Source organism: Myroides sp. C1519, assembly GCF_038039755.1.
Taxonomy (GTDB): domain Bacteria; phylum Bacteroidota; class Bacteroidia; order Flavobacteriales; family Flavobacteriaceae; genus Flavobacterium; species Flavobacterium phaeum_A.
The window spans coordinates 52,306-69,734 of the sequence record NZ_JBBPHM010000002.1 but is presented as its reverse complement, the minus strand read 5'-3'; the positions used below and the strand labels follow the sequence as shown (position 1 = coordinate 69,734).

The 17,429-nt window shown below is 33.3% G+C and carries 16 protein-coding genes; 5 read left to right on the top strand and 11 right to left on the bottom strand.

Going from position 1 to position 17,429, the window contains the following annotated elements; genetic code table 11:
* Position 1: 1 nt before the first annotated feature.
* Both rsmH and mraZ read right to left on the bottom strand, forming a co-directional pair.
* Positions 2 to 916: a 16S rRNA (cytosine(1402)-N(4))-methyltransferase RsmH gene (gene rsmH, locus AABL81_RS01715; protein WP_341340227.1), complete on the bottom strand. Its 915-nt coding sequence runs from the start codon at positions 914 to 916 to the stop codon at positions 2 to 4.
* The gene (mraZ, locus tag AABL81_RS01710) at positions 909 to 1,370 is read right to left on the bottom strand and encodes a division/cell wall cluster transcriptional repressor MraZ (RefSeq protein ID WP_158209512.1); all 462 of its coding nucleotides are present in this window, start codon (positions 1,368 to 1,370) and stop codon (positions 909 to 911) included. The genes rsmH and mraZ overlap by 8 nt, the downstream gene beginning before the upstream one ends.
* Before the next feature lie 349 nt (positions 1,371 to 1,719).
* On the opposite strand from mraZ, the gene AABL81_RS01705 reads away from it, so the two are divergent.
* Together AABL81_RS01705 and yihA are read left to right on the top strand one after the other, a co-directional pair.
* Entirely contained in the window at positions 1,720 to 2,487 is a 768-nt protein-coding gene (locus AABL81_RS01705; protein ID WP_158209513.1) for an alpha/beta fold hydrolase, read from the top strand.
* A 2-nt stretch (positions 2,488 to 2,489) separates the two neighbouring features.
* The gene (gene yihA, locus AABL81_RS01700) at positions 2,490 to 3,110 is read left to right on the top strand and encodes a ribosome biogenesis GTP-binding protein YihA/YsxC (RefSeq protein WP_090404961.1); all 621 of its coding nucleotides are present in this window, start codon (positions 2,490 to 2,492) and stop codon (positions 3,108 to 3,110) included.
* Positions 3,111 to 3,153: 43 nt separating this feature from the next.
* Here the strand turns inward: yihA and AABL81_RS01695 are convergent, their stop codons facing one another.
* The 4 genes from AABL81_RS01695 to rsmG form a co-directional block, all read right to left on the bottom strand.
* Positions 3,154 to 3,810 carry a response regulator transcription factor gene (locus AABL81_RS01695; RefSeq protein WP_341340226.1) on the bottom strand — a complete coding sequence of 219 codons (657 nt, stop codon included), beginning with the start codon at positions 3,808 to 3,810 and terminating at the stop codon, positions 3,154 to 3,156.
* A 160-nt stretch (positions 3,811 to 3,970) separates the two neighbouring features.
* A complete protein-coding gene (locus tag AABL81_RS01690) occupies positions 3,971 to 5,500 on the bottom strand; it encodes a RagB/SusD family nutrient uptake outer membrane protein (RefSeq protein WP_341340225.1) in 1,530 nt (509 codons plus the stop codon).
* An 11-nt stretch (positions 5,501 to 5,511) separates the two neighbouring features.
* Complete coding sequence (locus tag AABL81_RS01685; RefSeq protein ID WP_158209516.1) at positions 5,512 to 8,607, bottom strand: SusC/RagA family TonB-linked outer membrane protein; 3,096 nt, start codon at positions 8,605 to 8,607, stop codon at positions 5,512 to 5,514.
* 507 nt (positions 8,608 to 9,114) lie between these two features.
* Positions 9,115 to 9,744, bottom strand: a complete 630-nt coding sequence (gene rsmG / locus AABL81_RS01680) for a 16S rRNA (guanine(527)-N(7))-methyltransferase RsmG (RefSeq protein ID WP_158209517.1) — start codon at positions 9,742 to 9,744, stop codon at positions 9,115 to 9,117.
* A gap of 116 nt (positions 9,745 to 9,860) precedes the next feature.
* Here rsmG and AABL81_RS01675 point away from each other — a divergent pair, with 116 nt between their 5' ends.
* From AABL81_RS01675 to AABL81_RS01665, 3 genes are all read left to right on the top strand, one after another.
* Entirely contained in the window at positions 9,861 to 11,051 is a 1,191-nt protein-coding gene (locus tag AABL81_RS01675) for a pyridoxal phosphate-dependent aminotransferase (protein WP_341340224.1), read from the top strand.
* A 105-nt stretch (positions 11,052 to 11,156) separates the two neighbouring features.
* Complete coding sequence (locus AABL81_RS01670) at positions 11,157 to 11,735, top strand: Crp/Fnr family transcriptional regulator (RefSeq protein WP_341340223.1); 579 nt, start codon at positions 11,157 to 11,159, stop codon at positions 11,733 to 11,735.
* Positions 11,736 to 11,814: 79 nt separating this feature from the next.
* Positions 11,815 to 12,546: a pirin family protein gene (locus AABL81_RS01665; protein ID WP_341340222.1), complete on the top strand. Its 732-nt coding sequence runs from the start codon at positions 11,815 to 11,817 to the stop codon at positions 12,544 to 12,546.
* Between the two features lie 33 nt (positions 12,547 to 12,579).
* Here AABL81_RS01665 and AABL81_RS01660 read toward each other — a convergent pair whose 3' ends face one another.
* From AABL81_RS01660 to AABL81_RS01640, 5 genes are all read right to left on the bottom strand, one after another.
* Positions 12,580 to 13,548 carry a pseudouridine synthase gene (locus tag AABL81_RS01660; RefSeq protein WP_158209520.1) on the bottom strand — a complete coding sequence of 323 codons (969 nt, stop codon included), beginning with the start codon at positions 13,546 to 13,548 and terminating at the stop codon, positions 12,580 to 12,582.
* 77 nt (positions 13,549 to 13,625) lie between these two features.
* On the bottom strand, positions 13,626 to 14,555 hold the full coding sequence (locus AABL81_RS01655; RefSeq protein ID WP_341340221.1) for a geranylgeranylglycerol-phosphate geranylgeranyltransferase: 930 nt from the start codon (positions 14,553 to 14,555) through the stop codon (positions 13,626 to 13,628).
* Between the two features lie 61 nt (positions 14,556 to 14,616).
* The gene (locus tag AABL81_RS01650) at positions 14,617 to 15,555 is read right to left on the bottom strand and encodes a mevalonate kinase family protein (RefSeq protein ID WP_341340220.1); all 939 of its coding nucleotides are present in this window, start codon (positions 15,553 to 15,555) and stop codon (positions 14,617 to 14,619) included.
* 73 nt (positions 15,556 to 15,628) lie between these two features.
* Positions 15,629 to 15,982, bottom strand: coding sequence for a cysteine-rich CWC family protein (locus tag AABL81_RS01645; RefSeq protein WP_341340219.1), 354 nt, complete (start codon positions 15,980 to 15,982; stop codon positions 15,629 to 15,631).
* A 3-nt stretch (positions 15,983 to 15,985) separates the two neighbouring features.
* A complete protein-coding gene (locus AABL81_RS01640; RefSeq protein WP_158209523.1) occupies positions 15,986 to 17,422 on the bottom strand; it encodes a COG3014 family protein in 1,437 nt (478 codons plus the stop codon).
* Positions 17,423 to 17,429: the final 7 nt, after the last annotated feature.

Genomic DNA, 17,429 nt, shown 5'->3' with positions numbered 1-17,429 from the left:
CTTATTTCTTTTCAGCAATTCTAAGTTTAGCAGAACGCGCTCTATTATTAATCGCGATCTCTTCATCTGTTGGAATTATTAATTTCCCTAATTGTTTCATAGGAACTTCAAATCTTCCATAAAAATCCTTTTCAGGCTCCCCTTCAAACATTCCGTTCTTCATAAAACGCTTAACTAAACGATCCTCTAAAGAATGGTATGAAATAATACTCAAACGACCTCCTGGCTTTAAGATCTCTAAACTTTGTTCTAACATTTCCTTTAAAACATCCATTTCTTGGTTGACCTCAATTCGAATCGCTTGATATATTTGTGCTAATATCTTAGCACTTCTATGAGCTGGTAAAAACCTTGCTAAAACAATTTTTAGTTCATCCGTATTTTTTATTGGATTATCTTGTCTTGCATTTACAATTGTATTTGCAATCGATCCTGCATTTTTTAATTCACCATACATGAAGAACATTTGTCTCAAGCTTGCTTCATCGTAATCATTAACAACATGATAAGCAGATAATTCTCCTGACTGATTCATACGCATATCTAATTCTGCATCAAATCTGGTAGAGAAACCTCTCTCTGCAACATCAAACTGATGAGACGAAACTCCTAAATCTCCCAATACTCCATCAACCTCTTTAACTCCATAAAATCTTAAATATCTTTTAAGATGTCTAAAGTTTTGATTAATCAATGTAAATCTCGGATCATCAATTGCGTTTTCTAACGCATCTTCATCTTGATCAAAAGCAAAAAGTTTTCCATCAGGCCCCAAACGCTTCATAATTTCTCTCGAATGACCTCCACCTCCAAAAGTCACATCTACATAAATCCCATTCGGATCAACTATTAAACCATCTATACTTTCAGCCAATAAAACTGGTCTGTGATATCCGTATTCTTCTTCTTTACTCATCAAAATTAATATTACTCATTACATCCTGTGCTAATTCTCCAAAATCATCATCTTCTTCATCTATCAAACTAACTTCGTATAACTTTTTATCCCAAATTTCAATTATTCCTATCTTCGACGAGAAGACCAATTCTTTGTTTATACCAGCAAATTCTATTAAATCTTTTGCTATTAATAAACGTCCAGCATCATCAATTTCTACATTTTTAACCCCTGCCATAAAACGACGAATAAATTTATCGTTTTTCTTATCAAATGGATTTAACTTTTTTAGTTTACCCATCATAACATTCCATTCTTGCATAGGCCAAAGCTCTAAACAGGTCTCAAAAACAGATCTTTTTAACACAAAACCATCGGCAATAGCAGGCAACTGCTTCTTTAAAGAAGCAGGAACCAACACTCTTCCCTTAGTGTCTATTTTGCATTCATATGTCCCTATTATTGACGTCAAAGCATACTTATAATTGTAATCTTAGCAAATGTACTCATTTTTTTACCACAATTTACCACTTTTACCCACTTTGTTGATAAGTTTTTCGTATGCATTGTATTTATTGAGATTGCAATGATAATCTATTGACAATTAGCCCTTAATTACCAACTTACAAATCGTTTTACATATCTTTTTAAGAGTATTTCAACACTTTTTTACTACCAAAAGTTCTTCACAAATTTTATGTTTAAAATAGTTAAATCAAGTAAAATGCATATCTCGCTATAAATTATTACTTTATTTACAAATATTGTCACTTATAAAAGCGTATATTTGTGGGAATTTAAAAATCGCATTTAGAAACTACATGGAGCGAACTTTAAAAGAAGATGGTAAATTCCGTTATGTTGAAATTGGTGAAGGAACACCGATTATCATTCTACACGGATTAATGGGAGGTCTAAGCAACTTTGACGGTGTTACAAATTTTTTCCCTAAACAAGGTTATAAGGTAGTTCTACCAGAACTTCCTCTTTATACAAATAGCATTTTGAAAACAAACGTAAAAGCTTTTGCAAAATTTGTAAAAGATTTTATTGATACAAAAGGCTATGAAAAAGTTATCCTGCTTGGAAATTCTCTTGGCGGGCATATTGCGTTATATTTTTCGAAAATGTATCCTGAATATCTTAAAGCTATGGTTTTAACAGGAAGCTCTGGATTATATGAAAGCGCTATGGGAGATAGCTACCCTAAAAGAGGAAATTACGAATACATCAAGAAAAAAGCAGAAGATGTTTTTTACGACCCTACTATAGCAACAAAAGAATTAGTTGATGAAGTTTTTTCGACTGTTAATGATCGAATGAAAGTTATCAAAACAATTACAATTGCTAAAAGTGCTATTAGACACAATATGTCTAAAGACTTACCTAATATTCAAATTCCAACTTGTCTAATTTGGGGTAAAAATGATAAAGTAACTCCACCTGAAGTTGCTATTGAATTTAACGAACTTCTTCCAGATGCAAGTTTATTCTGGATAGAAAAATGTGGTCATGCTGCAATGATGGAACATCCAGATCAATTCAACGAACTTTTGTTCGCTTGGTTTAATGAAAGAAATATCAAATAATAATGAAAATAAACACTGCTGAATTTGTTGTAAGTAATTCTGAATCTAAGAAGTGTCCTAACGAACCAATACCGGAATATGCTTTTATCGGTAGATCGAACGTTGGTAAATCTTCACTTATCAACATGCTTACAAATCAAAAATATTTAGCAAAAACATCTTCTCGTCCAGGAAAAACACAATTGATAAACCACTTTAAGATTAACTCTAATTGGTTCTTAGTTGACTTACCTGGATATGGATATGCTAAAGTTTCTAAAAAAACAAAGTCTACTTTTCAAAAATTCATTACTGACTATTTTGAAACAAGACAACAACTTGTAAGTGCTTTTGTTTTAATTGATATTAGACATGATGCTCAAAAAATCGACTTAGAATTCATGCAGTATCTTGGAGAATCTGAAATTCCTTTCAGTATTATCTTTACTAAAGCGGATAAAGTAGGTAGACAGAAAGTGCCTCAACTTGTTGCCAAATATCAAAAACAAATGTTAGCGAATAATTGGGCAGAAATGCCTCCTTACTTCGTTACCTCATCTGAAGACAAAACAGGTAGAGATGAAGTGCTAAACTATATTGATGAGATAAATCAAGATATATTTAAAAATCAAGGACCTCTATAAAAAAAAACTGCTAATCAGCAGTTTTTTTTATGTATACCAAAAATTAAATGTAATATTCATTTACAGTTATTATCCCCGCTCTAATAGCATAGCGTGTTGCATCGTGCACATTATTTACTCCTAATTTCTTAAAGATATTTTTTCTATGAGTAATTACAGTATGTACACTTATACTTCTATCAGAAGCAATCTCTTTTGTCATCTTTCCTGATGCAATCTCTTTCAAAATTTCTCTTTCAGAGTTAGTTAATATTTGCTCAACTTTTTTAATACTCTCCTCGTGCTCCAAAATTTTATTAGTTATTCGTGGAGACACGTATTTCTCTGCACAAAGTGTTTTCAATAATCCTTCTTGAATAACAGTTAATCTATCATCTTTAAAAAGAATATTAAATTGTGGTTTTCTATTTCCTAAAAATTGCCTTAACCAAGATTCATTCAATTCTTTAAAACACAACAACCACGAAGAAGTTACAAATTGATTTCGCATACTTACAACTTGCTCTATTTGACTATCAACAGTAGAACAATAAGGATCTAAGATTACTACTCCATTTGAATGTGAAACTAAAAACTGACGTAATTCTGCCAAATTCCCTAATTCGCTAATCTCAAATGCTGAATTTGTAAGCTCACTTATGATATGCTTTAATGCATATCTCATAATATCTTGACCGTCTAAAACCCCAATATACAACATCTTTCCTCGTAATTATTTTCGTCAACAAAGATAAGACATCTAAATTAACAACGTTATTTCTATCAAATATAAGCGAAAAAGGTTGTCTGTAGCATTTCTTCTACATAACAACCTTCTTCTAATTTAAAGCTAATTAATTCAATCTCTAATCTATAAAATATTAGATATTTCCATTTTCTCTTTCTTCAACTAATGGCACTCTAAACAAATAATATTTACTATTAGGCGCAAAATCACTCTGATCTGGAAAGTTTAAAATACGATGACCTAATGGCAATAGATTTACTGTTACTACATTCACTTTCCCATTTGAATCTAATACCTCATATGAAAAAGGAACCAGCTTTGTCTGTGGATAACTTTTCCTAACTACACTTTGTTGATTGCGTATTATATCAACAAGACTAAATCCTTCTCCAAAAAGTTCTTTCCTACGCTCTACCCAAATAGCCTCCAACAAAGCCTTGCCTTGTAATCCATTCATCTGACTTCCACCACGAGCTACTTTTAGGGCATTCAATCTATTTAACGCATCTCCATCTCCTAATTGTGCTTTTGCCTCTGCATTAATCAAATAAATCTCCGAAGTACGCATTAAAACAATATCAGCAATTTGTCCTGCCTTGAACTTAAACTTTGCATAACGCATATAAGCCTCATCTCCTTCTTTTGGTTTGTCATTTGCTGGATCTGGAGCCCAATATATCATCTTCTTTCTATAATCTCCTTCATCAAACATTTCTCTAAAATAAGGATCTGCATTAAAGCTAAAATAAAAACTCTCTTTTGAAGTAACGTCTAAAAAATTAAACTGATAAGAAGCATCACTTTGATTTGGCGTTTGTTGATGTCCCCAAATCCACTCTTTATTTGAAGCGTCATTAAAACCACTTTTATACTCCTCCTCTGTCATCAAATAATCATTTATCGCTAACAAAGCATCTGAATATTTTTTAGCTTTCTCCCAATCCCTTGCATACAAAGTTGCTCTTGACAATAGCCCTAATACAACTTCCTGGTCTATTTTACCTTTAGCATTACCACGTCGGTACGTCTGTGTGTCTGGAATTAAAGACAATGCTTCTTCTAAATCTTGTACAGCTTGATTATACAACTCTCTAACACTTGCTAATGCTTTCGGACTACTATTTATAGTTGTAGGTTCTAAATAAATCGGAGCTGTTAATGCATTTGGATTTACGTCTATTGCAAAAGAATAATTTGAAGCTAAATGCAAATACATAAATCCTCTTAATGCTAACGCTTGCCCTTTTATTCTTTTCTTATCACTTACACTCCCTTCAGAAGCATCTACTTTTGTTATAACGTGGTTGACATTATTAATCGTATTATAAGTCAACTCCCAACTATGTGTATTCGTTCCTCCTCTACCATATAAAGCCTTAAAAGCATAATGATCGCGAAAACCATATCTCCCATTCAATACGACATCACTCCCCATAGCATCTCCTGCTCTTAAAAAAGCGCCATAACCTGGATTAGCAAAAGAGTAAAAAGACTCCATTAATTGTCCCCAAGCTCCTATCAACACCTTCTCATTATCAGCGGTAGTTGTAAACACTTTTGACTCTTCAACTGCATCCGTTGGTGAAGTATCTAAACTACAAGACACCAAAGACGTTGAAATTACAAAAGCACCAATTATATATTTAAAAATTCTATTCTTCATCTTTTAGTAAATTATAGTTTAACATTCAACCCTAATGAAATTGTTCTCATAGAAGGGTAACGAAAATATGTTGTTCCTGCAAAAGTTTGTTCTGGATCTAAACCTTGTTCTTTTGTCAACGTAAACAAGTTTTCTGCTTGAAAGAACAAGCTCGCTGAGTTTAGTTTTATTTTTCTTAACCACTCTTGTGGTAAGTTATAAGTCAGCGTTATATTTTTCAACTTTAAAAATGATCTATCTACCAAGAAACGATCTGATTCTCTTGTCCAAGAACTTTTAGGATCTGTCGTTAATCTCACAACATCAGTATTCGGATTTTCAGGGGTCCAACGGTCTAACATATCACGACTCCAAGTACCTCCATCTCCACTTTCACTGTATAGACTTAATTTATCTCTATTATAAATCTTCCCTCCAATAGTATAAGTGAAATTAGCTGATAATTCCCAGTTCTTATAAGCCAACTCTGCTTGAAAACCACCTGTTACATCTGGTAGTGAATTACCTTTATAAACCTTATCCTTTACGTCTAATTCTGAATAGTCTTCTGTAATCCTTTTTGTACCATCTGTATTCTGAATATACCATTGTGGATTTCCATTTGCCGAATTAACTCCTGCCCATTCTACCATATAGAAATCGTAAATTGATCCTCCTTCTACCCACTTCTTAGAACCACTCCACATCTCTTTTGTTGGAAGTGAAGTAATCTTATTTTTATAAGTTGTTAAATTCAAACCTAAATGCAATCTCCAGTCATCTGTTTGTATTGGCGAACCATCTACTGTAAATTCCCATCCATAATTATTAACAGCTCCTACATTTTCTTGTATTGATGAAAAACCTAATGAGGGTGCTAATGCTTTATCAAACAATAAATCTTTTGATCTGCGCTCAAAATATTCAATCGAAGTATTTAAACGATTATTAAAGAAACTAAGATCTAATCCAATGTTTAAATTCATATTAGTTTCCCAAGACAATTCTGGAGTTTCTAAACGTGAAGCAACTAATCCCGATTCTCCTAAATTATTATAGATAGAAAACAACGACTGATAAGCATAATAACCTATATTATCGTTCCCTTGTGCTCCATAACTTGCTTTAAACAATGCATTTGACAACCAAGTGTCTCGGTAGTTGCTCATAAAATCTTCATCAATAATTCTCCAAGATGCACCTACTGACCAAAAATCTCCCCATCTATTTTTTGGTGAGAAACGAGAAGAACCATCTCTACGATATGACGCTGATAAATAATATTTCTTATCGTATGAATACTGTGCATTACCAAAGAAACTCATCATCTTGTATGCATCTGCTTTACCGTAAAAATCTACTAACCTCGATGCTGCATCAGGCTCTTCAAACCCTGCCTTAATAATTTGCTGGCGAACACCTCCAAAATAATTTGAATCATATTGATAGTATTCTTGTCCTGCCATTAATGACAATGAATTCTTATCATCAATATCTAAGTTATAGTTCAAAACGTTATTAAAGGTCATACTAACAGTACGCGTATTTCTGCGAGACACACTTCCTCCATTGGCCGATGATGGACCAAAATCTGGGTTTGATACATTGTGATTATATGTACTATTGTAATCAATGTTCAAAGAAGACTTAAACTTTAAATTCTCTAAAAACTTAATCTGACCATAAGTACGGAAAGTAGCCACGTCTTTTTTAATCTCACTTTTATCTTGTGGCAACGTTGCTACTAAATTATACTTGTTATAAGAGGTTTTTCTATAATTCCCATAATCAAAAATACGCTCTCCTGTTGAAGGATCTATCAGATACTCTCCTGTTGTCAAATTGCGTTCATAGATAGGATAAAAAGAAGGTAAACCACGTGCAAATCCAATTACATTCGTAATCGCGCTATCATCTTGTTTAGGATAATCTTGAATCGAGTGAGAAGCTGAAACATTCATTCCTATTTCTAACCAATCTTTCGCATCCATAATGATATTAGATCGAAGGTTAAAACGCTTAAAACCTGATTCTAAAACATATCCTTGATCATTCAAATAGCCCCCGGAAACATAGTATCGTGATTTTGCACTTCCTCCACTTACTCTTAGGTTCACATCTGTATATCTTGCATTTTGTGACAATGCATCACTCCAATCGTCATTCCACAATGGTTTCAATCCTGGCAATAGTTTTCCGTCTAAACCTACTGGACGTGGATTATCTAATCCGTAAGGATTAATACCAATAGAGTTTACTAAATTCGTTGAAGCATAAGCGGCAGCCTCTGAAGCAGACATCTTTGAATTGTCCATTTGTCCGTTTCGAATTGCCTCCCATTGCAACTCCATATACTGATTTGTACTTAACTGCTTATAATCACTTCTGGCACGATTACTTATACCGTGTTTTGCAGTAATTTCAATCTGTGGTTCTGTTTCTCTTTTCCCTTGCTTTGTTGTAATCATAATCACCCCATTAGCTGCACGAGACCCATATAATGTTGCTGCTGTTGCGTCTTTCAATACAGAGATAGACTCAATATCTGATGCTGCAATTGCAGATAATCCTCCTTCATAAGGAACACCATCCACTACATATAACGGATCACTTTTGGCATTGATAGAACCAACACCTCTAATGCGAATTGTTGCTTCTGACCCTGGCTGGCCACTTGCTGAAAAAGATTGTAACCCTGCAACAGAACCTTCTAATGCTTTTGATACATTGCTCACTTGTGACTTTTCAATTGTCTTCGCTTGAATTAAACCAACCGAACCTGTATAAGTCTTTTTGTTTGCTGTACCATAAGGAACTTGAATGACAACCTCAGACAACTCACTTGACTCATATTGTAATGTGACATTGATTACATCTTGTCCTTTATAAGTTACTTTCTGAGTTTGATAACCAATAAATGAAAACTCTAAAACTTGTCCTTCATTTACTTTGATCGAATATCCTCCATCAAGATCAGTCATTGTACCTTGATTGGTTCCTTGAATTATTACGCTTACTCCAGGTAGCGTTCCTCCTGTATCACTAACATTACCGGATACAAGTCTTTCTTGTGCTTGCAACGTAATTATACTCGCAAATACAAATAAAATAGTGTAGATTTTTTGCATATAAATATCCTCACAACAACAATGAAATGCTATTGTGTATTATTAAAGATTAATGGTATTAAAAAAATGATTGGGCGAAGAAAAGAATGCCCATAAAAAGATTGGCTACATACAGCAGCACATACACATCAAAGATGATGCTTCCAAAGAAATAAAAGAGTCGGTAACAGTAACTATACGAAAAACACCATTCCGTTGTAAGTAATTTGAGTTCATACTATTTATTTTTAGATTCACATTCTTTAAAAGCAGAAGGCAGATAACCTTACAATTGTTTAAAGGCCCCGAACCAAAACAACTAATTCACTTAACATATAAAGATTATCTTTCCTCTACTTTCCTGTTACAAATGTATTTTGAATCCTTAAAAACTGAAATACCATAAATATGGTAGATTTTTAAATAATGAAAAACAAACTACTCTGCCATACTCTTCACTCAAATCAGAAAACATACCAATAAAAAAAGGCCACCTAAAATAGGTGGCCTTGAAGGCAATCACAGAGATTAACCTTTATATTTTAAAGGTAAATAAACTACCTTTTTTGTTTCAAAAAACTCGTTGTCAAAAATGTTCGTTAAATCAAATTCAACTGCCTTTGGAAAATCTTTCAACTCCTCTGTCAAATCGCCTCCTTTTAAATAAAGGATTCCATTCTCAAACTCGTGTTTATTTTCTTTCGCTGTTTTATGTCTTATCCATTTCACAAAATCAGACATATTTGTAACGGCACGGCTTACAATAAAATCAAACTTCTCATCTACTGTTTCAGCACGTTTTTGTTCTGCTACAACATTTTTCAATTCTAACGCTTGAACTACTTCATTAACTACTCTAATCTTCTTAGCAATAATGTCAATTAAGTAAAACTGTGTTTCCGGATACAAAATAGCCAATGGAATTCCAGGAAAACCACCACCTGTACCAACATCCATAATCTTTGCTCCTGGTAAAAACTCCATTACCTTAGCTATTCCTAATGAATGCAATACGTGTTTTGTATATAACTCTTGTATGTCCTTACGTGAAATAACATTAATCTTTGCATTCCACTCAATATAAACCTCTTCTAATTTTTCGAACTGACTAATCTGTAAAGGTGTCAAATCAGGAAAATATTTTAAGATTTCTTCCATGTCTAAAATTTTGACAAAAGTAGCCTTTTTATTGGTAAAAACAGAAAACTCATAACGATTAAACCACAATTAATAATTACCTTTGAGATAACCGATTAGTAAACCATTATTTTAATATGAATTCTCAATTTTTATCTGATAGAATTAACAGTTTAACAACATCACAAACTTTAGCAATGGCGGCTAAAGCAAGAGAACTAAAATCTCAAGGAATCGATGTGATTAGTTTAAGTTTAGGAGAACCTGACTTTAATGCTCCTGAGTTTATCAAAGAAGCTGCTATACAAGCAATCAAAGATAACTTCAGTAAATACCCTCCTGTAGATGGATACATGGAGTTAAAAGAGGCTATAAGCAAAAAGTTTAAAAGAGATAACAATCTTAATTATGCTCCAAACCAAATTGTAGTTTCTACAGGTGCAAAACAATCTCTTTATAATGTTGCACAAGTAATGATTAATCCTGGTGATGAAGTAGTAATTCCTGCTCCTTATTGGGTTAGTTATGCTGAAATTGTAAAAATAGCTGGTGGTATTCCTGTGGAAGTTCCAACGTCTATTGACACTGATTTCAAAATTACTCCTGAGCAACTTGAAAGCGCAATTACTCCTAAAACTAAAATGATATGGTTCTGTTCACCTTGTAACCCAAGTGGTTCTGTGTACAGTCAATCAGAATTTGAAGCAATTGCAGCTGTATTAGAAAAATATCCTAATATCTTCATCTTATCAGATGAGATTTACGAACATATCAACTTCACGGGTTCTCATTGTAGTATTGGTACAATTGGTAGTTTACAAAACCGTACTATTACTGTAAATGGTATCGCAAAAGCTTTTGCTATGACTGGTTACCGTATTGGATACATCGGTGCTCCTGAGTTCATTGCTAAAGCGTGTACTAAAATGCAAGGACAAGTAACTTCTGGTGCTAATAGTATCGCTCAAAGAGCAACTATTACAGCGGTTGAAGCTGATCCAAGTGTTTTAAAAGATATGGTTCAAGCTTTCCAAAGACGTAGAGACTTAGTTGTTGGATTAATCAAAGAGATTCCTGGTATGAAGATTAATGTTCCTGAAGGTGCTTTTTACGTTTTCCCAGATGTATCTGCCTTATTCGGAAAAACATACCAAGGTGTTCAAGTAAACAATTCTGATGATTTATCAATGTATCTACTTGAAGAAGCTCATGTTGCTACTGTAACAGGTGATGCTTTTGGTAATCCTAACTGTATTCGTATGTCTTATGCTACAAGTGAAGACCAATTAATCGAAGCATTAAGAAGAGTAAAAGAAGCTTTAAAATAAGCCTAATACTCATTAAATATATTAAAGGTTCTATAATTATAGAACCTTTTTTTGTTTCCACTACTGAAATTAAGTACTTTTAAATCAACAATAAAATATCACATTTTGGACTTATTACTCTCAAGTATCGCTAAGCACGTTTCTCTTACTAAAGAAGAACAACAAATTGTTTTAGAATCTTTTACCACAATACGATATCCAGCAAAGACTAAATTACTTTTAGCGGGAGATGTTTGTGTAAACTCTTGTTTTGTCCTTTCTGGTATCTTGAGAAACTATTGTTTAGATGATCAAACAACAGAACACACTATGAGTTTTGCAACGACCAATTGGTGGATTGCTGATATGTATAGTTTCCTTTCTCAAAAACCAGGGGAGTCATACATTGAAGTGGTCGAAGATGCTATTGTTATGACAATTAGCAGAGATCATCAATTAGCGCTATTTGATCGCGTACCTAAAATTGAACGATATTTTAGAATCTTAATTGAACGCTCGCTTGTTGCTAACCAACAACGATTAATGGACAATATGAGATTGACAGCGGAAGAACGATATGAACGCTTTTGCAATCGTTTCCCTGAGATTAAGTACAATCTACCTCAAAAACAAATTGCCTCGTATTTAGGCATTACTCCGGAATTTTTCAGCAAAATGAAAAAACGTTTGCTGACAGGTAAATAACCTATAGTGTTTCTTAACCTACGTTAAGCAATAACACCTTTACTCAGTTGTATCTTTGTACTATCAAAATGAAACAACTATGGAAAATAAAATTTTATACAAAGCAGATACAAGAGGATACGCTAACCACGGTTGGTTAAAATCTCATCATACTTTTAGTTTTGCAAACTACAGAAACAATGATAGAATACACTTTGGTGTACTACGCGTTTTAAATGACGACAATGTTGCAGCTGGTATGGGCTTTGGAACGCATCCTCACGACAATATGGAGATTATCTCTATTCCGCTATCAGGAAGCTTAGAACATAAAGATAGTATGGGAAATGGCACTATAATTCGCCAAGGAGAAATACAAGCAATGAGTGCAGGAACGGGTGTACAACACAGTGAGTTTAACCCAAGTGAAACAGAGGAGAGTAAATTCTTACAAATATGGTTATTTCCTAATAAATTAAACGTTAAACCAAGATATGACCAGATCCAAATAAACAAAGAGGATCGTCATAACAAATGGGACCAAATCTTATCTCCTAACCAAGAGGACAAAGGTGTTTGGATTAATCAAAACGCTTGGTTTCATATGGCTGATTTAGATACTGGTAAAGAATTAACGTATGATCTTAAAGATAAAAGCAATGGTATCTTCCTTTTTGTCTTAGAAGGACAAATTACAATCGACGATATTACGCTTGACAAAAGAGATGCAATCGGTTTTTGGAATCAACCTAACTTTACGGTTCACGCACACGAAAATAGTCACATCTTAGTAATGGAAGTTCCGATGGAATTACCTGAATATTTACAATAAAAAAAAGGCTCATCAATTGATGAGCCTTTTATATTAATTTCCGTTTTTTAAATTACGTACTTCTTCTTCTGTTAAGAATCTCCATTTACCTCTTGGTAAATTCCATTTAGTCAATCCTCCGTACATTACACGGTCTAATTTGATTACATTGTATTTTAATGACTCAAAAATAGCACGTACTAACTTCACGTTTGATGCTTTTAATTTAATACCCACCTCTGTTTTTGGTTGGTCATCAACATAAGCAACATCTTCTGCAAATACACGACGCTCGTCAATGTACACACCTTTTTTAATTTTCTCTAAATCTTCATACTTTAAATTCTTATCTAAAGAAACGTGGTATAATTTAGAAGAACGTTGTTCTGTTTTATTCAACTTCTGAATTAAATCACTGTCATTTGTAAATAACATTAATCCCATCGTTGTTTTATCCATACGACCAATCGGAGTTAATGGATACTTTGACGATCCTTTAATTAAACTCAAAATGTTTTCTGGACTAATTACTGGCTCGTTAATACTTGAAAAACCTTTTGGTTTATTCAATAACACATAGATTTTTTTCTCTGGTGTAAGAACAGTTCCATCAAAGTTTACAACATCAGTAGGTTTAACTCTGTACCCTAATTCAGTTACCACTTCTCCGTTTACTTTTACGTTACCAGACACAATGTATAAATCTGCATCACGACGAGAACAAGCTCCCGAATTACCAATATATTTATTTAGACGAATTTCATCAGAATCTTTAGAAGAAGACTTTGCTTTTGGCTTTTTATCAAAAGCTTTTGAAGCAGTAGTATTCGCTTGAATTCTCTTTAAATCTGTACTTTTTCCATCATTGCTTTTCGCAAAAGACTTTTTAGCACCATCTCCACTCTTACTAAAAGATTTCTTAGCACCATTACCACTTTTCCCAAAAGGCTTTTTACCCGCTCCACTCTTACTCCCTGAGCGACTTGAATTATTATTTCTTGAATTCGACTTACCGTTATTCATATCAAAAAGATTTTTGCAAAGATAGATATTCTCTGCTTTAATTAACATTACAATAAAAGTTTACAAAACTTTTATTACTATAAAGATTCTTTAAGTAGAATCTTACCGCTTACTACTACCTCTGGATTAATCAATATAATTGAAAACACACCTAATAGTATTAGCAACTTTAAACTCACATGCAGGCTATGGTATTCACTGATGGCACCTGATTTCCATAACTTGTACAAAAATAAGATCAATACACCTATACTCATATAAAAGTAATAGACCATATATCCAACTTCTAAAGCGTGATCACTCACGATCAAATAGATTGGTACAAGCGTTAATACAGTAACTGCTGTGATTATTTGTTTTGCTTTCTGTTCTCCAAACCGAACCGGAATAGTTTGGTAATTATTAGCAAAATCTCCCTTAATATTTTCCATGTCTTTAATCAACTCGCGTATTAGAATAATCAAATACAAAAAAGAAGCATGCAAAAATATTGTTGAGTAGAAAAATTTAAAATGCATAAGGATACTAAAGAAGGGCAATATGGCAAGTAACGATGCTGTTAAATTACCAATAATTGGATATTTCTTTAGTTTGTGTGAATAGAACCACAACAAAAATATATAACCCGAAAAGAATAAAGAAACATGGAAAGATACAGGTAGTACAATCAATACAGACAAGAAGTTAAGTGTAAAATACACACGTAACTTTGTCGCTTGACTAACCAACTTATCCAACATAGACTTCGCAGGTCGATTGATCAAATCTTTTTCAGCATCGTAGAAGTTATTAATAATATAACCTCCTGCAATGGCTAACGAAGAAGCGAATATAATCAAAAACAAACGCCAATCTAATACGACATCAAGTGCTCTTTTCTGAGGGGCAAATATAAATATAGACGCTAAGTATTGCGCCATTACAATGATAAAAATATTATAACCTCTCACTACAGAGAACAAGCTGAATATCTTAGCTAAGAGTAATTTATTTTTCCTAGATAACATTTCTTTCTTGTATCTAAATTTATTCGCCTAAGCGAAAGGTTATAACATTTCTACTATCTAATTAGAATTGATATACAACTTCTAATTTATAATCTTTAAGAGATTCTTTCGCTTTTTCAATATCTGCTGTAAAACCTAAGATGTATCCTCCACCTCCAGATCCACATAGCTTCAAGTAGTAATCATTTGTCTCAATTCCCTTTTGCCAAACATTGTGGAATTGCTCCGGAATCATTGGTTTAAAATGATTCAATACTACTTTAGATAATTGTTTTGTATTACTAAATAAAGACTTAACATCTCCTTTCAAGAAGTTTTCAACACAAGCATCTGTATGTTTTACAAACTGCTCTTTCAACATCTGACGGAAACCTTGGTCTTTTAAGTTCTCCATAAATATAGTAATCATTGGAGCTGTTTCTCCAACAATACCAGAATCTATCAAGAAAACTCCTCCTTTACCATCTACACTTTGTGAAGGAATACCTGCTGGTTCAATATTGTCTTTTGAATTAATCAATATTGGCAGGCTTAAATAACTGTTTAATGGATCTAACCCTGAACTTGTACCGTGAAAAAATGCTTCCATTTTTCCAAAGATACCTTTCAACACAAGTAACTTGTCTTTCGTCAAGTTTTCCAATACTGTTATCTTCTCAAAAGCATATTGGTCATAAATAGCAGCAACTAATGCACCACTACTTCCCACACCATATCCTTGTGGAATACTCGAGTCAAAATACAACCCTTCCTCAATCTCGTTATTTAAACGATCTAAATCAAATTGTACTAATGTTGGTTCTGTCTCTTGCAAATCTCTTAAATAAGCAGCAAAATTTTTCAAACTCTCATTTGATTTTAATGCAACACCCTCTAATTTGTCTGCAATTTTCAAAGCTCCCTTATAAAAATTATAAGGAATCGATAAACCTTTTGAATCTCTAATGATTCCATATTCTCCAAAAAGAAGAATCTTCGAATAAAATAATGGTCCTTTCATAGCTATAAAAGTGAATTCACCCTGCAAAAATACATATTATATCCTCACAGGCCTTTCTTTCCTATATATTTTTTTATAAATACCTGTTTTTAAAGCTATAAACACAATGTCTACAACCATTCTGACAACATTGTCCTTTCATCAAATGATACAATTCTGTAAATACAAAATACTCATTTTCCATATAATAATGCACTCCTTCCTCCATCTCACTTCTTCGCTTTGGAAATTCTTTGCCTTTAGCAAGTTCAATCATCTCGTTAAACTTAACTAAACAATCATTACAAAGACATTTATGATATGAACTTCCCAAAAAAGCTCTTGTAGCATTAGAAATTGTTACTTCACTACACGCACAATGAGCAATATCTTCTGTTTTACAATCAATAGGTGCTTTACAATGTGTACATACTTTGTTCTTAGTCATAACTTATCGCATTGTTGCAAAATTATAAAACCTCATCTTACCGTTTGCCTCCACTTCAATCGTTTGTTCTGTACGTTGACCTGTTGGACGCTCAAGTTCAATTGTCAATTTATTCATACCTGTTTGAAGAGGAACACGAACATAGTTAATCTGAGCTGGTAATGTCTGCCAGTTACGAGTGTCTGCTTTTTCGGAGAACATATTAAATAACTGTACTCCTAAACCAAGTCCCTCTAACAAAGCATTATTATCTCCGTTTTTACCATTTGAACGAGCAGCTGATTTTAACGCATACTCAGCTGATTTCTTTACAGCTACACGAGTTAATATCTTACTTAATTCTTTACCTGCGCGTTCATCTAATGTTTTCACAGCTAAAACATCAATATCTTCAACTTTTTCAAATCTATATTTATCAGCTGAACTTGTTTTTATTGTCGCAAAGGTATAAGGTGGTTTCTGAACAATATATTTCGGGTAAGCAATATTCAAACTATGAACATCATTCAAGCTTGTCTTTCCTGCTATTCCAAAGTCTATTGGAATCATAATCCCTAAAGCATTCGTAAAGAACACACCTCCATCTTCTCCTTTTACTAAAGAGAAAAATACGTTTTCTTGTTCTTTAATTGGCGCTCTACCATTCTCCCAAAAGACAACTAATTCTCCACCTGCAGTAGGTTGATAATCTTTGAACTTCATTTTAAAATCGCGTTCAAACTTATCCAACTCACTTTTGAATCCCATACGCGAAGCCATTCTCATAACATCGTATTTAAGATTCTCAGGCATTGCTACTCCATAGTAAAGTCCGCCTTTTGCATTCTGATATACCTCAACTGCATTTCGATAAGCGATAAACGCATCGTTATAATTTCCACTTGCTTCATAAATCAACCCTTGCAAGGTCAATGAAAACGCATCTTTTGAATAACGAGTACTTTTCTCTTTATACTTGTCGCCTTGTGCATAATTCTGTAGTGTAATACGACGAGCCTCAACAATAGCTTCATCAAACTGACCTAAGTACAAATAGTTTAAAGCTTTGTAATAATGTAACATAAAAATTTCAAACTCCTCTCCTTTGTAATTTTGAGACATTGAGTTTAAAAACAATCCTACTGCCACATCACCAGTACTTTTTAAACCATCTTCAACTAATAGATCGGCTTCATTAAGGTACTTATTACTACTCGCATAATCTCCTTTTAAATGAGCTACACGGCCTTTCTCCATATAAAACAACAACTTGTTTCTCGACTTTTGCAACAATGCATTTTTGTCCAAAGCTTTCTCAGCCTCTTCAAATTGAGACGAACCAAGTTTCTGATAATAATCTGTTATCCTATCGTGATAAGAAGCACATCCAAACACGAAAAACATCAGTGCAAATAGCACTGATGTTTTTGTGAAAGAATATATGGTTTTGTATGAAACCATCTATAAT

Coding starts and splice junctions, on each gene's coding strand:
- rsmH (WP_341340227.1), bottom strand. CDS start 916: ATGAGTAAAGAAGAAGAATACGGATATCACAGACCAGTTTTATTGGCT.
- AABL81_RS01705 (WP_158209513.1), top strand. CDS start 1,720: ATGGAGCGAACTTTAAAAGAAGATGGTAAATTCCGTTATGTTGAAATT.
- yihA (WP_090404961.1), top strand. CDS start 2,490: ATGAAAATAAACACTGCTGAATTTGTTGTAAGTAATTCTGAATCTAAG.
- AABL81_RS01695 (WP_341340226.1), bottom strand. CDS start 3,810: ATGTTGTATATTGGGGTTTTAGACGGTCAAGATATTATGAGATATGCA.
- AABL81_RS01690 (WP_341340225.1), bottom strand. CDS start 5,500: ATGAAGAATAGAATTTTTAAATATATAATTGGTGCTTTTGTAATTTCA.
- AABL81_RS01685 (WP_158209516.1), bottom strand. CDS start 8,607: ATGCAAAAAATCTACACTATTTTATTTGTATTTGCGAGTATAATTACG.
- rsmG (WP_158209517.1), bottom strand. CDS start 9,744: ATGGAAGAAATCTTAAAATATTTTCCTGATTTGACACCTTTACAGATT.
- AABL81_RS01675 (WP_341340224.1), top strand. CDS start 9,861: ATGAATTCTCAATTTTTATCTGATAGAATTAACAGTTTAACAACATCA.
- AABL81_RS01665 (WP_341340222.1), top strand. CDS start 11,815: ATGGAAAATAAAATTTTATACAAAGCAGATACAAGAGGATACGCTAAC.
- AABL81_RS01660 (WP_158209520.1), bottom strand. CDS start 13,548: ATGAATAACGGTAAGTCGAATTCAAGAAATAATAATTCAAGTCGCTCA.
- AABL81_RS01655 (WP_341340221.1), bottom strand. CDS start 14,555: ATGTTATCTAGGAAAAATAAATTACTCTTAGCTAAGATATTCAGCTTG.
- AABL81_RS01650 (WP_341340220.1), bottom strand. CDS start 15,555: ATGAAAGGACCATTATTTTATTCGAAGATTCTTCTTTTTGGAGAATAT.
- AABL81_RS01645 (WP_341340219.1), bottom strand. CDS start 15,982: ATGACTAAGAACAAAGTATGTACACATTGTAAAGCACCTATTGATTGT.
- AABL81_RS01640 (WP_158209523.1), bottom strand. CDS start 17,422: ATGGTTTCATACAAAACCATATATTCTTTCACAAAAACATCAGTGCTA.